This is a genomic window from Kribbella pittospori (assembly GCF_004331465.1).
Classification (GTDB): Bacteria; Actinomycetota; Actinomycetes; order Propionibacteriales; family Kribbellaceae; genus Kribbella; species Kribbella pittospori.
Window position 1 is genome coordinate 57173 of sequence record NZ_SJKB01000016.1, and the last position, 15800, is coordinate 72972.

The window sequence follows — 15800 nt, forward strand, 5'->3', positions numbered from 1 at the left end:
GTCGTGCTAGTGGGGGCGACCTCCAGCAGGAAGGGCGATGACTGCCACGACTCTCAAGAGACACGGATCGGCGACATCCCGCACAGCGCCCGGCCTTACGTCGAGGCAGCCAGCAACGAGCGGATCACCGAAGACCAGACCGCCGTACTGCCTGACAGTGCAGCCAAGAGCATCCGCGAAGCAGTCATCGAGTACGAGGCAGTCGAGACCATCGAGGCCCGCTGCGCGAAAGACGCCGATCGCCTCGAATGCCTCATGCAAGCCGTCGAGTACGGCGAGGCCGGCTACCAACGCGTCGACGGCTGGATCGAGTCATCCCGCGCCAGGATCCAAACCCCCTTCGGCCGCCGCCTAGCCGAAGCCGCCCTCCAAACCTCCCCACTCGCCTGGCGCGACCGCTGACTCACGTCTCGACCAGGATCACGCAACCACGGAAGCGGCCTGGAAGACCTCTGTGGGCATGGGATGGGTTAGGTGCCACGTGATGGCGATGGGCCGCTCGCCGGTGTGGGTTGTGTATGTGGCCGGGCCGAGGAAGAGGTAGGGGTCTGTGGCTCCGTCGGTGCGTTTGTGTTGCCGGGCGAAGATGAAGATGTCACTGCCACGCTCGCGGTGATTCAGGTAGCGCTGTCCGGTGGGTGAGTCGATCGCGGTGTTGCTCTGCGACTCCCAGTGGAACAGCGTCGGGCTGATCGCATAGTCCTGATACATCGTCGTGGGGGAGTAGTCCGCCTCGGACTTGGTCAGAGTGACGAGGAACGCGTCGAGATTTCGCTCGTGTGAGAACAGCACCCCAGACTGGAACGTACTCGGCTTGCGCTGCAGGTTGGCGTAATCGAGCGCGGCCAAGATTTCCTCCCGCTGGTACCGCGCATGCACGCGGAGGGGCAGGTGGCCGAGCCGACCGCTGAGCTGGAAGGCCCGATGCCGCGCGTGATCCATCGCGAAGTCGGTGATCTCCAGCAACTCGTCGCGCAGGGCAGGCTCTTGGCGCAGCGCATCGATGCCTTCCGCGTACGACGCGAATCCGCCGCCGTCGGGCCAGAGCGAGAAGAACAACATCCGGGCGAACGCACGGTGGGCTGGGTCCAGTTCGTCGTACGCCGGTCCGTCGTCCTGCAAGAGTCGTCGGTAGACACGGGCTCGGTCCGGGTCGTCGACATGGGCGAGTGCGCGTACGCGTCGGAGAAGAGCTTTCTCACGACTCGATCCGGAGCGTGTCTGGAGTCCGGCGTCGCGGCGCAGACTGGTCCAGCTACGGCCGGGGCGCAGTACGTCGCTGAGCTCCGTACCGGACTCCTGGAGGAACGTCGGCAAGGTCTGGTCGCCCTGCGCACGGAGCTCTTTGACCATATCCTGCCAGCGGCCGGCAATCTGGCTGCGAAGGTTGGACAGGACTACCTCTTGCGCGACCTTGTCGAGCACGATCTGGCAGCCGGACGGCAGAAACGGGAACCCCTGCTCAACCTGGCGTTCGAGGCCTTTCCGCGTCTCGCCAGTCAGTGCGCGGAAGCGCAGGTCGAAGCGGAACTCCTTGCGTTGGTGTCCGACAAAATCGAGAGCCGTGAGCACCGGCTTGCCTTCGGATTGGCGAAGACCTCGGCCGAGTTGTTGGAGGAAGACGGTTGGGCTTTCGGTCGGGCGCAGGAAGAGGACGGTGTTGACCTCCGGGAGATCGAGGCCCTCGTTGAAGAGGTCCGCGGCGAAGAGCGCATTGACGCGGAGGTCCTTGAGGTCTCGCAGCGCCTGATCCCGTTCGGCGGTCAGGGTCTGGCCAGACACGGCGCGTGCGGGGATGCCCGCCTTGCTGAAGACATCCGCCATGTACTCGGCATGAGCGACCGAAACGCAGAAGCCGAGCGCTCTCATGGTGCGTAGGTCTGTGAGCTTGTCGCGCACCTGGCCTAGGACGATGGCCGCGCGTCTGTCGTTGCCCGTGTACAGCTTCTCGAGTTGCTGCTCGTCGTACCTGCCACGTTTCCACTGCAGGTCGGCAAGGCTCGTGTTGTCGGAGATCCCGAAGTAGTGGAACGGGCACAGCAGATCTGCAGATAGCGCGTCCCAGAGGCGAAGCTCGACCGCCGTTCGTCCGCCGAAGTACGTCAGCAAGTTGAAGCCGTCGGTGCGTTCAGGCGTCGCTGTCAGCCCGAGTAGTTCACGAGGCTGAAGATGATCTAGTAGTCGGCGATACGTGGGTGCGGCCGCGTGATGGAACTCGTCCACCACGACGATGTCAAAAGTGTCCGCGGGCATCGTCGTGACGTCGTACGAGGTGAGCGCCTGAACCGAGGCAAAGACGTGTCGCCACCGCTCGGGCCGCGCTCCCGAGAAGTACTCCTCGCCGAAGGTGGCATCGGCAAGGACCTCGCGGTACGTGCGGAGTGATTGTTGCAGGATCTCTCGCCGGTGTGCGACGAAGAGGAGCGACGGAGCCGGCTCGCCGCGTCGAACGGCAGCGTCGCGAAGACGGCGGTAGTCGAGCGCCGCGATCACCGTCTTACCTGTGCCGGTTGCCGCGACGACCAGGTTGCGATGGCGGTCGTGAACCTCGCGTTCGACCTCGATCTCTTCGAGCATCTCGGCTTGGTACGGCCGCGGTCGTACCTCGAGGCCGGCGAGCGAGATGGTGACTCGGTCTGAGGACTTGCGATTGCCTGCCTCGGCCAGCGCATCGTCGAGGCGATCACGGTCGCGCTCTGGCTGGTAGGACTCGAACGTCGAATCGTTCCAGTAGGTATCGAAGGTCGCGCCGAACTTATTCAGCAGACCCGGTGTCGCAATCCGCGAGAGACGGACATTCCACTCGACGCCATCGAGCAGAGCCGCTCGCGAGAGGTTGGAAGACCCCACGTACGCCGTGTCGAACAGGGTGTTGCGGCGGAACAGCCATGCCTTGGCATGCAGCCGAGTGCGAAGTACGTCGTACTGGATCTTGACCTCGGCACCGAACTCGTTGACGAGTCGGTCAAGCGCAGTGCGATCCGTTGCCCCAAGATAGGTGGTGGTGATGACGCGAAACGGCGCGCCGCGGAGCCGGAGACGTTGGAGCTCCGGCTCGAGCAGGCGAAGGCCGTACCACTTCACGAACGCGCAGATCAGATCCACCTCGTCCGAGGTATCGATCTCGGCTCGCAACTCCGGGCCCAGCGAGGGCTCACCGTGTGCGTTGGTGAGCAGGGCGGCATCGGAGAGCGGAGTGCTCGGCCGCGCCTCGCTATAGGTAGTGGCACCAGGCCGCACCGGCGGATGCAGAGCATGCAGTTGCCGAAGCTGCCCATCGGGTAGCTCCTCGCCATCCACGGCAAGGCGCTGCAACAAGTCGTTGACCAGTGCAACACGCTTCTCCTCGTCGCGAGTGTTCCCAAGCGCCCGCAGTACGGCGTCCCGCACATGCCGAGCCAGCACCTCCGGCTGATCCGCCACATCAACATCGTGCAGCCTCGCGACCAGCCCATCCCCCTGCCCAATCGCCGCAAGCAGCCCATTAGTTACCAGCGCGTCATAGATCCCTGGCTCCATCGCCCTATCACCCCTCCGAGAGGAGCTTGCCAGACGACTACGACATTCCACCGCCGAACGAGCGTGTCCCACCTCCGAAGGCCCACCGCAGATCGGAGATCCAAGTGCTTGACCTGTCAACGAGGAGGTCGGGTACCTCGAACTATCCAGCCATGGAGAGGTTGTCAGGGCAGTGGTTGGTGAAGGCAAGGACATCCTGTACGGGCGTCTGCTCGACCAGATCCGACGCCTCGCGGAGCCGGTCGTGGGTGCGGCCGCGTCCTGCGCGTCCCGGGGCAACTAAGTAGGTGACCTAGGCTTCGGCATGTAGCGGGGTCAGTCCGTGCCTGCCGCAGTTACTCGCGAACCTACGCAAGCCTTAGCCCAAGACAGCGGCGTTGATCTCCTGGACCTCTTGTGCGAGGTCTGGGAGCTCGAGAACCTCGACGCCGGCCGCTTCGAGAAGCTCGACCCCTTCGCAGTCCACAAACGTTGATGGTTCTCGCCAGGCCAGGACTACCCGGCGGATACCTGCGGCGAGGATGAGCTCCGTGCAGGTCCGCGGACGTGAGGCTCGTTTGCTGCAGGGTTCGAGGCTTGTGTAGATGGTGGCGGTGGAGAGGCGCGGGTCGTCGTCGGCGACCTTGGTGAGCGCAACTTCCTCGGCGTGGTCGTGTGTGTCGGTCTCGCGGGAGTACCCAGTGGCCAGTACTTCGCCGTCGGCGCTGACGATGATGGCGCCTACACAGAACGCGGTCGTGGTCGGTGGGCATGACCGTGAGAGATCGATCGCCTGCTGGAGCCAGTTGCGATCGTCGAGGTTAGGCATTTGCCTGCTCCCTCGGGAGATAACGGAGGAGTACGACGTCCCCGATCTGCTTGACCTCGACCAAGCTCATCCGATTGGACGGGCTCTGGGGGAATCGGGCGTCACCAACGAAGCGCGGCGCACCGCTGTCGCCGACGAAGAACGGGGCGATCACCAGCTGAACCTCGTCCGCGAGACCCGCAGCGAGGAACTGGGTGTGCATGGTGCCGCCGCCCTCGACCATCAATCGCTTCACACCGCGTTGGGCGAGATCGTCGAGGACGAATGCGAGATCCACCGCTGCGCCCGCGTCGACAACCGTGCTTACGCCGCCGACAGCCTCTATCGCCTTGGCGGCGACGGCCGATGGGACGTAGACCACCTTGTCGACGTCGCCGCTAGCGAAGAACTTCGACGCCGGCTCGAGGTCACCACTGCCGCTGATCGTTACCTTGATCGGGGACTCGGTGAGACCGCCATCGAGACGGTGCTTGCGACGCTCGTCTGAACGGACGAGCAAGCGGGGATTGTCCCGGCGAATGGTGTTGGCGCCCACCAGGATCGCGTCGACCCCGGCACGGACCTCGTCGACTCGGTCGAAGTCCTCATCGTTCGACAGCAGGAGTCGCTGGTCTGTGTTGTCGTCAATGTAGCCGTCCACCGATGCCGCGACGGACAGTAGGACAAAGGGACGATCAGGCACGTGGTTCTCCTTGGTCGGCGTGGATGATGGTGTCGAGCATGTCGACGAACTCATCCGTCATCCGCTCGATCTCAATTGTGGTGGCCCCTGGCCCCAGCTGTGCACACTGGTCCAGGGTTGCAAGAGCGTCCGGAGGCATCCAAGTGCTCAGTGCAGGATTGCGTCGCATGTGTTGAAGGACAGCTTGCGCCGTACCTCCGGTGGCTCCGTAGGGAAGAACGCGCTTGCCCACTGCCACGGCCAGGTCAGCCTCGGCGCGAGTGCCTGCGCCGCCGCCGACGATCACGACGTACTCTGCGTCTGCGATTACATTTCGGCGACCGAATATCGCCACGGCTCCGCGCAGGCCGGGCGGCTGGTAGTGATCCGCTATGTGAGTCATGACCTCGATACCGACCCCGACCGGGCCGTGATTGACGCGCAGACGCCTGACCATGACAAGTCTGGCCAATGCGCGCACCGCAGCGTCGATCGCCACATTGTTGACGTGGTCGGGCCGGCTGCCGCAGATGGCGATGCGGACGCTTGTCATGTCGGAGTCATCGAGTCGACGTCGATCGGTGCGGCCGGTTGAGCCGGCCTCCGACGCAGACATCTCACGCTCGTCGAGTACTGAAGACACCAGAGCGTTCGCAGGTGCCAGTCCCATGAGCACTCGAGCGCTGTCAGGCAGCCGAAGTCCTTCGGCGATCCGGGTCAGAACGCCGATGTCGGACACCTGACCATGACGCGTGCCGCGTACCCAGTTGGAGACATCCGATCGGTCGTGCTCGGTAAGCAGTGCCAGTTGAGTCTGCGTGCAGTCGTCGAACTCGGCTAGGTAACTTCGGAACAGCGCGCCCATGTCGCGCCGAGCCAGAGCGGTCTGAACGTCGTTCTCTCGCCAGAAGGACGATGGCACGGCGTCCGGATCGAACACCTTTCGGCGGGTCACTCAACCCTCCCTGTCGCGACCTTCACACACCGAGGGTAGCGGGATGATCCCATCCCGTGGACTGGTCCCACGGTATCGGTCGATTTCGCTCTGTAGCCGCTGCCTCAAGCATGAGTCGTGATCATCCGCGCCGACTCTGGGGAGCAGAACACATGAGGACCATGAATCCGTCCACTGTGCGGCGGGAGGGACAGGTGCCGTTGCTCTACGGCGCGCACCCGAGGTCTGGCCTGCCCGTGAGATTGTCGGTGGATCGAACGCTGCGACTGAAGGTAATCGATGCCTGTGGTATGACCTGCACCTTCTGCCACAACGAAGGCACTCCGGTCGTTGCGGACAATCTTGGCAGGCCGCCCGCTGAGATGACTGGAGCAGGACGATCAGGTCGGGTTTCCATCTATCTCGGAACGAACGGTGCCAGGTTTCTGCCCGCGACCGTCGTACCGGATGACAGTCTGTTCGAAACGTTGAGGCTCCTGCGTGACGCCTTGCGCGTCGACGAGCTGCACCTGACCGGCGGAGAGCCGACATTGCATCCGAAGCTAGCTGAGGTCGTAGCAGTCGGAGCGCGCGCCGGGTACAGGGTGTGTGCGACGTCTAACGGCGAGAACGGGGCTCGGGCGCTGCCCGCCTGCGGCGAGGCTGGCCTTGAGCGAGTCAACTTTTCGATCTTCGGAACCACTGCCGCAGAGCTCGCCCAAGTGCAGCATGGAAGGTATGCCAATCCGCAACGCGCGGAGCGGAAGATCCGGGCGTTGCAGGATGCCATCCAGGTGGCCATCGCTCATGGCATCGCGGCCAGCGCGAATATTGTCGTGCCGAACTCGAACCACGTTCCTCGAGTACACCGGCTTCTGACCGAGTACTCGCCGTCCATTTCAGTCAGACTGCTCAACTCGCTGGATGATGGCGAGGAATCGGTTGAAGCCATCCACCAGCTACTCAGCGAGCTGAGGGCAATTCCCATTGGTATCAGCATGACCGCTGGCGCTTCGGGCTGGCGGACGGCGTACCGACTGCCATCTGGGAGAGTCGTCTACTCCAAGCAGATCCGGCCTGTCCGACTACCTGACACCTGTGTGGGATGTCAGTTCAACACAGGCACCGACTGTGAGGAGGGGTACTACGGGGTGCGGCTCTATCGCGATCGTGATGGCACCTACCAGGTGGGTGTCTGCATCCAGCGCATGGACCTGTGCCTACCTGTGCAAGAGTTCATCGAGAGTGACCTCCGCCAGGAGATTCTGTCGTTGCGTGAGACCGAGCTTCGGAAGCTAGCGGTGAAGTATGGCGCCGAGGGAGAGGGCTGGGGCTGAAATGCCGATTGAGTTTGAGGCGAAAGTGCTCGATGTCGAGCCGGATGAGCTTGCGGAGAGGATTCTTCGGCTGGGTGGGCGGCAGGTGGGCGATCGGCTGATGCGGCGGTATGTGTATGACGTGGTGGCGGGGGATGTGTCTCGGTGGATTCGGTTGCGGGATAGCGGTGCGGCGGTGACGTTGAGCGTGAAGGAGATTGCGCATGACGGGATCGACGGGACGTCGGAGACCGAGGTCGAGGTTGGGGACTTCGAGGGTACGAACGAGCTGTTGGGCCGGATCGGGTTCGAGCCGAAGTCGTACCAGGAGAATCGGCGGATGAGCTTCGAGCTCGAGGGGGCTCAGTTGGAGATCGACTGGTGGCCGCTGATTCCGCCGTACCTCGAGATCGAGGGGCAGTCCCGGGAGCATGTCGTCCGGGTCGGCGAGGCGCTGGGCATCTCCGCGGACGAGCTCACCGGGGAGAACACAGTGAAGGTCTACGCCCGGTACGGGATCGATCTCGCGGAGATCTCCGAGCTCCGATTCCCTGAGTGAGGATCAGCAGAATCCGGCCGGTTCGGATCACGATGTAACGGATGGCGGCCGGCGAACGATCTTGATAGTTGTGGCCGTCGCCCGGGGAGGGTGGCGGTCCTCCTGTGCGGTCGTGCGGGAGGCGCTGGGGAGGGTGGGGGAGTTGCGGTTTGTCGTGCCTGGGGTCGACGCTCTGCGTCAGATTGTCGGTGCTGGCTCCTAGCCTCGGTTTCACGCTGATCACGTCGATGACCGAGGGGGGCTCGTGACAGTTCAGCATCCGGAGTTCGAGCAGGAACAGAAGTACGTCGAGCATGCCTACGATCTGCTCGATCGAGGGCTCGCCGAAGCAGAGCAGAACATCGTGAACTTCGACGCCCTGCACCGGTCAACGGCGCATGCGCTGAACCGGGCGCTCGCGATCCTGCGGAACTCGCGTGGCTCCGGGCAGCTGGTATTCGGGCGGATGGATCGCGAGGGTGAACAGCTCTATATCGGGCGCCGGCGGGTGTACGACGAGGAACGCGATCTGGTCGTCGTCGGATGGCACGCGCCAGCGGCCGCATCCTTCTACGATGCGACGCCTCAGGATCCTGGCGATCTGACGCTGAAGCGGGTCTTCATCGAGGAGGACCGTCGGCTCCAGCGCATCGTCGACGAGGTCATCCGCGCGTCGGCCGAGTCGATCGCGACCAGCGAGGGCGACGCGACCATCAGCGATGCCCTGCTCCAGGAGCTTGATCGCTCTCGCGACGGAGCCATGCGTGAGGTCGTCGCGACGATCCAGGCCGAGCAGTATCGCGTGATCCGCCACGAGAGCGATGGCGTTGTCGTCGTGCAGGGCGGTCCTGGCACCGGCAAGACCGTGGTCGGATTGCATCGCGCTGCCTGGCTGGCGTTCAACCGCCCGGATATCCGTCAGCAAGGCATGCTCGTGGTCGCTCCGAGCTCAGCCTTGCTGACCTACTTCAGCGGTGTTCTGCCGTCGCTCGATGTTTCCGATATCGATCAGATGGACCTCGAGTCCCTGTACGGCGGAGAGGCGCGGGCTACCGCGATAGAGACCGCTGAGGCTGCGCGGGTCAAGGGCAGCGCCGAGATGAGCGTGGTGCTCCAACGCGCCTTGCAGCAACGCATCGGTTGGGATGAGGACGAACTTCTGCTTCCGCTCGGCGCCGACCGAATCCGGATCCCGGGTGACGATATTCGCCAAGTGGTGGATGACGTACGGGCGCGGACTTTGCCGCACACCGAGGCCAGAGACGTCCTTCGTCAGGCGATGTCGGCGCTTGCGTCCAAACGGCACGCCGAGGATCAGCGCCTGCAGAACCGTCCTGTCCGCGCAACCGAGGCGACGATCCGCAGATTGTCGGCCTTTAACAACGCCCTTGACCGGATGTGGCCGACGTTCACTCCTGAGGAGTTCCTTCGAAGCCTGTACTCGACGCAGAGCTGGCTGACGGCGGCTGCCGACGGCATCTTGACGAGCGATGAACGTGCACGACTCTTCCGGTCCACGCTGGATGGTGAGGCCTGGACTCGCGCCGACCTGTTCTGCCTCGACGAAGCGTCGTACCTCCTGAACGGCGACGTGATGACGTATGGGCACATCGTCCTTGACGAGGCTCAGGACCTCTCCCCGATGGAGGCGCGTGCGTTGGCGCGACGCTGCCCATCCGGCTCGTTCACAGTCCTCGGCGACCTCGCTCAGGCCACCGGAGTGTGGGTTCGGGACAGCTGGGAGGAGCTGACGAGTCACCTGGCGGACTCCCGGGCCTCGATCAACACGCTCTCGGTCGGCTATCGGGTGCCGGCACTCGCGTTGGAGCTCGCTGCTCGCCAGCTTCGGTTGGTCTCGACGGAGCTGACCCCGCCGCAGTCGATCAGGGCCGGGCGAGGTGAGCCACAGATGTGGCAGACGTCGGACGATGAGCTGTTCGACGACGTCCTGGACCTAGCAGGACGATATCGAGCAGAGGGCCTGACGTCGGCTGTCATCGTGGCCGACTCGCTGTACGACCAGTTCTTGGATGCTGCGGCCGGCCGCGGTGACAAGCTCGGCGATGGACGCGACGGCGATTTCGCCTTCGAAGCAACGCTGGTGCCGGTGAGCCTGTCCAAGGGCCTCGAGTTCGATGTCGTGATTCTCGCCGAGCCTGCCCTCGTTGCCGCCGAGAGCGTCCAGGCGGCTCGGCAGCTGTACGTCGCGATGACCCGCTGCACGCAGCAGCTCGACATCGTGCACAGCGCGCCGCTGCCGGCGGGTTTCGCGGAACTCGCCGCCGATCAGCCGGTTGGCGCGATCGAGACGCCCAGTCTCAGTGAGTTGTTCAGTCTGCTCACCGAGCAGGATCAGGCGCTTGTGGAAGCACTAGTACGACGCCTGGTTGTGCGCGGCGGGAGTGCGGTGGAGATGGATGAGGAGTTAGCTCGATGACGACGACAGAAGCCGAAACGGGTCTGAGCGACAATCAACGCCAGCAGCTGCTCAAGCAGATCACCCGGTGGCGGGAGGATCTTCTCAACCTCGACCGCCGCCAGAAACTCGTCTACTTCAGCCATGCCCGCACTGCCTCGCTCGAGATCATCGACTCCGAGCTCGACGACGTACTCGACCGGCTCGACAATGGAACCCGCTTGGACGCGGCTGAGAGCGAGTCGTCGGACGAGGAGGTGGACGACCACATCTCACTCCCGTTGGCGTCCGGCGGTCTGGTGGTCAAAGACAAGACGCCAAGCAAGCTGCGGGCGGCGTGTCGCCGATTGGATCAGGTGTCGAACCAGGTCTACGCGGACCGCGGATTCTGGACGCTGTACGCAGGCATCGGCATGCTGCTGTGGATCGATCCTGACACCGGCTCACCGGTGCATAGCCCCCTTCTGCTCTGTCCGGTCAAGCTTCAGCGGAGTGGCAGCCAGGCGCCGTACACGGTTGTGCGGACCGAAGACGAGATCGTCGTCAACCCGGCGCTGCGCCTGAAGCTGGAGAAAGATTTCGGCATTCATCTGAGCGAGCTCGATCCAGACTGGTTCGACGTCTTCGAGGTGATCGACGACGTGCGCACGAAGATCGCGGCCAAGGACGGATGGTCCGTGCACCATCGGGTTGTCCTGACCACTTTCAGCTTCCACAAGGAGGCCATCTATCGCGATCTGATGGACCATCAAGACGTCCTGCTCGCCCATCCGATGGTGCAGATGGTCGCGCTCGGCGACTCCGCACCGAGCGCAGGAGACTACTCGTTCGAGGTCATCGAGGACGACGAGTTGGACCGGGTCGTCGAACCCGAGAAGCTGATGAGCATCCTCGACGCCGACAGCACGCAGCGGCGATGCATCATCGCCGCCCGAGACGGTCGAAGCTTTGTAGTGGATGGCCCTCCCGGCACCGGGAAGAGCCAGACCATCGCCAACATCATCTGCGAACTGATCGCGACCGATAAGACGGTGTTGTTCGTCAGCGAGAAGGCTGCGGCACTCGATGTCGTCCGCAACCGGTTGACGAATGTCGGTCTCGGCGACTTTCTTCTCGAGTTGCACAGCCACGCCGCTACTCGGAAAGAGGTCGTCAGTCAGCTCGGCCGGGCTCTGACACAGCGGGCGAAGGTCAAGGGCCAGATGCCCGAGGCTGATCGGCAGTCGTTGAGGTCTGTGCGGGAGCGACTCACGGACTTCGCCTCCGCGATGAGCGAGGAGCGCGACCTGCTCCACCAAAGCGTCTACGAAGCTCTGGGTCGCTTGATGGAGGTCAGAGAAGACCAGGTCGGGTCACTGACGAGGTCAGAGGACTGGGCAGGCCTGACCGCGGTGCAGCTCGATCACCTCCTCGAGCGCGCCGGTCGCCTCGCACGGGCCTGGCGGCCGGTCTCGCAGCGAGACAACTTCCTGTGGCGAGAGCTCGTGGTCGATGCGCCGACCCCGGCCCAGACAGAGTCGACGCGCCGAGCGGCTGACGGCGCGAGTGCGGCGGCTCGTGCACTGTCGGATCGGATGCGCGCCGTCGACGAGAGCCTTGCCTTGTCGATGCCCCCGACGGTCACGGCGGCGACTGACCGCGTCGAACTACTCGAGCTTCTCGGGGCGAATCCGTCGGCTCCTTCGTCCTGGCTCCACCTGGCGGATCTGGCATCGCTTCGAGATCGAATCGGCGAACGACAGCGAGTCTCGGGCGAGTACAAATTGGCCAAGGATGCGCTGACGGCGATCGTCGGCGCTGCCTGGCAGGACGTGGATCCGGATTCGCTGGCGAGTGCGCGCAGCCTGCTGGATCGCCAGCTGGCGCCACTTGACGCATGGTGGCCCGATGCGTCGACCACGGTGGAACAGCTTCGTGAAGTACGGCGGCTGCAGTCCGCAACTCCGGAGATCCTCGAGACCATTGCCAATGACGCTCGTCAGCTCAGTGCCCTGCTCGGCGTACGAGCTGATGACGTCTCCTTCCAGCGGGCGATGGAGCTGGCTGAGCTCGCGGCGCTCGGCGGTCGGCCGGCACGCCCGGAGCGCGAGTGGCTGAACCCGGCCGTGCAGGCCGCGCTGGATGAGTCCAGTCGCGTCCTCGCTGAGTTGGTCGAGCTCGTGAATCAGCGGCGAGCGGCGATCGAGAAGGTGTTTCGTCCCAGTGCGCTAGAGCTCGATCTGGCGGGACTCAACGTGCGTTTCTCTGGCGTGCACACCGGACTGCGGAAGTTCAGCAAGGCGGCCCGCGCGGATCGCAAGCTCCTTCGCAGTGTCGTCGTCACTGGCAAGGTCGACAAGGGCGTTCTGGCGCGCCTGGATGAGGCCGTCGACTGGCAGCAGGCTGAGCTGCGCCTCGCCCAGAGCGAGGAGACGTACGCATCTCGGCTGGGCAGCTACTACCGGCGTACCGAGACGGACTTCAACCGTTTGGCCGACGCGATCGCGACCGCGCATCGAGCAGTTCAGTTGGCGGCGGGCGATCTCAACAATGATGCGATGGCGCGGCAGCTCACTGCCGACGGAACGCCCGATCCTCAGCTTCTCATCGTTGCCGAACGACTGATGCGTGCTGGGAACGACTGGATCCAGGAGGTGCGCGGCTGCCGAGGCGACATCGCGGCAGCTCAGCTCGGGCAGTTGCCGCTGCACGTCATCGCCGAAGCAGCTGTGGCAGCTGTGAACGGCACGGCAGTGGGCTACGCCGCAGCTGCGCAAGTGACACGAACTGCTGGTCGTAACCTGTCGCTGAGGCAGGTGGTTGCGGCGCTCGAGCGGGCGAGCATTGTCGCCGATCGCGATGCCATGCTGCTCGATACGTTCGAGCAGGACCGCATCGACATCGGCGCGCTGTACGACGGTGCCGCAACGGACTGGGCCGAGTTGGCCGGCGCGCTAGACTGGGCCGACCGAGTTCGCGACCTCGCAGGCGGTGCCGTCAGTCAGCTCTCAGCGGATCGAATGAGCAGCCCGACGATCGAGGCCGCTGAACTCGCGGAGCCGATCGAGCGCTGGGCTGAGGCCAGCCCCGCATTGACCTCATTGTTCAGTAATGGCTACGGCAAGGAGCTGCAGCGAGAGCTCGAGGAGGATCTCGCTGCGGCGGCGGACCTACTGTCCGAGATGACCCGATCCGCGCTGACCGACATCGGCGAATGGACTGCCTACACGACCGAGGTCCGAGCGCTCGAGGACGCGGGGCTCGGTGAGATCGTCGGTGCGCTCCATGTGCGGCGAGCGTCGGCGTCAACGATCGTGACGAGCATCGAGTACGCCGTACTGCAAGCTTGGGTCGAATCGGTCATGTCGTCGGATGCGCGCCTCGCCGAGTTCCGGTCGACCGATCGGGATGCTCTGGTGAGACGCTTCAAGGATCTGGATCAGCAGCTGGTTCGGTCGACCCATGTGGCGGTCGCCGAGGCGTGCAATCGCAGGCGTCCGAAGACCATCGGTGGTACAGCCGCAGGTGTGATTCAGCGAGAGGCGCAGAAGAAGACCCGCCACCTGCCGATCCGCGAGCTGCTGTCGAAGGCCGAGGATCTCGTTCAGGAGCTGAAGCCGTGCTTCATGATGAGTCCGCTGTCGGTCTCCCAGTTCTTGCCAGGATCGTTCAGCTTCGATGTCGTCATCTTCGATGAGGCATCGCAGGTCCTTCCATCGGACGCGGTGAACTGCATCTACCGTGCCAGGCAGCTGATCGTTGCCGGCGATGAGAAGCAACTTCCCCCGACCGCCTTCTTCACCCAGGCAATCGATGAGTCCGAGGACGACGAGGGGCTCGACGATTTCGAATCCGTTCTCAAGCTCTGCAAGACGAGCTTCGCGTCACTGCCGCTGAGCTGGCACTACCGCAGCCAGCACGAGAACCTCATCGCCTACTCGAACTACCGGTTCTATTCGACGGACGGGTCGGACCTTCGGCAAGGTGCTCTGCAGACCTTCCCTGGCGCGCGTTTCGAGGCACCCGACCTCGGCGTCGAGTCGTTTGTCGTGAACGGCGTGTATCGACGCGGATCGTCGAGGGACAACCCCATCGAGGCCGAAGCCGTGGTCGACAGAATCCTGCATCACCGGCGGCTGCACCCCGAGCTGTCGATTGGCGTCGTGACGTTCAGCAGCGCGCAGGAGGAGACGATCACGGCCGCCATTGATCGGCGCTCCGCGGACGAACCGCTGCTCCAAGGCTTGCTCGATAGTCACGATCGGTTGACCGGCTTCTTCGTCAAGAACCTCGAGAACGTCCAAGGTGACGAGCGCGACATCATCATCTTCAGCATCGGCTATGGCCCGGATGAGAACGGCAAGTTCACGATGTCCTTCGGGCCGCTCAACACGAACGGCGGCTGGCGCAGACTGAACGTCGCCATCACCCGTGCCCGGATGCGGGTCGAGGTGGTGAGTTCGTTCCGGGCGGGCGAGATGCACGAAACCTCCAGCGAGGGGGTTCGCCATCTGCGCGGATACCTCGACTTCGCGCAGCGTGGACTGCCGGCGCTTGCCCTGGAGCTGGCTCCGGATGAGCTGGATGTCGAGAGCGCGTTCGAGGCCGATGTACAGAAGGTGATCCAGTCGTGGGGGTATGACGTCGTTCCGCAGGTGGGGACAGCTGGCTACCGAATCGATCTCGGAGTCCGGCACCCCGACCGGCCGGGGGAGTACCTTCTGGGCGTTGAGAGCGACGGTGCGGCGTACCACTCCGCGAAGGCCGCACGTGACAGAGATCGGTTGCGCGCCGCGGTGTTGGAAGGCCTCGGCTGGCAGCTACACAGGATCTGGGGCCTCAGCTGGTACAGGGATCGTGACGGTCAGATTGCCCGATTGCGCAGGGCCATCAACGAGGCCCTGGCAGGCGTACAGCGTGATGAGGTGCTGTCGGTCGCCGCCCAACCGGTTGAGATGGAGGAGATCGACCTCGATCAGGCTCCCGAGTGGACTGTGACCTATGACGCCTACTCTGAGGCCGCGCCGTACACGTACTACGAGCTCTCGAGTGTCGAGTCGCGTGAACCGTTGCGGACCTATCTCATCGGCCTACTCAGGCATGAAGCTCCGATCCATCGCGACCTGGTCAACAAGAGAATCAGAGCGGCCTTCAACGTCGGCCGGATCGGTTCGGCGATCCGCGACAACATCGACTTCGTCGCTCGCCGATCCCACGTGGACGGGAATCGCATCTCGCTCGACGCTCATGGCTTCTACCGGCTCGAGCAGCTGTCCGCAGTGACCGTTCGAGTGCCTGGGAACGAGGACGACATCCGCCCTGTTCAGCACGTGCCGGCTGATGAGCTGGATCTGGCCGTGGTCGGCACGGTCGCGGACGCCGTCAGCGTCGATGAGGCCGAGGTGATCAACGCCGTACGCCGCATGTTCGGTTGGCGCCGCAGCGGTGCCGACATCGTCGCCGCCGTCCAAGCATCAATCGCCCGATGCGTCGAACACGGCACCATCGAACACACACCATCAGGCTCACTCCGTATCGCCTCCGCCTGAGGCCTGCTGAGCGAAGCTGGCAATGATCGTCTAGGCAGTGGCCACTCGCGGCCGCTGCATGCATCCTGAACCACAGGGAG

Annotated in this window: 9 protein-coding genes; 5 read left to right on the plus strand and 4 right to left on the minus strand. The window is 64.0% G+C overall.

The features are described 5' to 3' along the window. Positions 1-3: 3 nt before the first annotated feature. Entirely contained in the window at positions 4-402 is a 399-nt protein-coding gene (locus tag E0H73_RS36550) for an HD domain-containing protein (RefSeq protein ID WP_238164506.1), read from the plus strand. An 18-nt stretch (positions 403-420) separates the two neighbouring features. Here the strand turns inward: E0H73_RS36550 and E0H73_RS36555 are convergent, their stop codons facing one another. From E0H73_RS36555 to E0H73_RS36570, 4 genes are all read right to left on the minus strand, one after another. After that, entirely contained in the window at positions 421-3519 is a 3099-nt protein-coding gene (locus tag E0H73_RS36555) for a DEAD/DEAH box helicase (protein WP_131364290.1), read from the minus strand. A gap of 358 nt (positions 3520-3877) precedes the next feature. Continuing rightward, positions 3878-4327: a deaminase gene (locus E0H73_RS47570; protein ID WP_131364291.1), complete on the minus strand. Its 450-nt coding sequence runs from the start codon at positions 4325-4327 to the stop codon at positions 3878-3880. Then, positions 4320-5009, minus strand: a complete 690-nt coding sequence (locus E0H73_RS47575) for a RibD family protein (RefSeq protein WP_131364293.1) — start codon at positions 5007-5009, stop codon at positions 4320-4322. The genes E0H73_RS47570 and E0H73_RS47575 overlap by 8 nt, the downstream gene beginning before the upstream one ends. Then, positions 5002-5943 carry a hypothetical protein gene (locus E0H73_RS36570; RefSeq protein ID WP_131364294.1) on the minus strand — a complete coding sequence of 314 codons (942 nt, stop codon included), beginning with the start codon at positions 5941-5943 and terminating at the stop codon, positions 5002-5004. The genes E0H73_RS47575 and E0H73_RS36570 overlap by 8 nt, the downstream gene beginning before the upstream one ends. 194 nt (positions 5944-6137) lie before the next feature. Between E0H73_RS36570 and E0H73_RS36575 the strand changes: the two genes are divergently transcribed. The 4 genes from E0H73_RS36575 (at position 6138) to E0H73_RS36590 (ending at position 15720) form a co-directional block, all read left to right on the plus strand. After that, positions 6138-7259 carry a radical SAM protein gene (locus tag E0H73_RS36575; protein ID WP_202867731.1) on the plus strand — a complete coding sequence of 374 codons (1122 nt, stop codon included), beginning with the start codon at positions 6138-6140 and terminating at the stop codon, positions 7257-7259. Position 7260: 1 nt separating this feature from the next. Further along, positions 7261-7797, plus strand: coding sequence for a class IV adenylate cyclase (locus tag E0H73_RS36580; protein WP_131364296.1), 537 nt, complete (start codon positions 7261-7263; stop codon positions 7795-7797). Between the two features lie 244 nt (positions 7798-8041). Then, positions 8042-10213: a HelD family protein gene (locus tag E0H73_RS36585; protein ID WP_131364297.1), complete on the plus strand. Its 2172-nt coding sequence runs from the start codon at positions 8042-8044 to the stop codon at positions 10211-10213. After that, positions 10210-15720, plus strand: a complete 5511-nt coding sequence (locus E0H73_RS36590) for a DUF3320 domain-containing protein (RefSeq protein WP_131364299.1) — start codon at positions 10210-10212, stop codon at positions 15718-15720. The genes E0H73_RS36585 and E0H73_RS36590 overlap by 4 nt, the downstream gene beginning before the upstream one ends. The last annotated feature ends 80 nt before the right edge of the window (positions 15721-15800 follow it).

What these genes read in the sequence shown, in the direction of transcription:
- E0H73_RS36555 (WP_131364290.1), bottom strand. Translation starts at nt 3,519, where the DNA reads ATGGAGCCAGGGATCTATGACGCGCTGGTAACTAATGGGCTGCTTGCG.
- E0H73_RS47570 (WP_131364291.1), bottom strand. Translation starts at nt 4,327, where the DNA reads ATGCCTAACCTCGACGATCGCAACTGGCTCCAGCAGGCGATCGATCTC.
- E0H73_RS36580 (WP_131364296.1), top strand. Translation starts at nt 7,261, where the DNA reads ATGCCGATTGAGTTTGAGGCGAAAGTGCTCGATGTCGAGCCGGATGAG.
- E0H73_RS36590 (WP_131364299.1), top strand. Translation starts at nt 10,210, where the DNA reads ATGACGACGACAGAAGCCGAAACGGGTCTGAGCGACAATCAACGCCAG.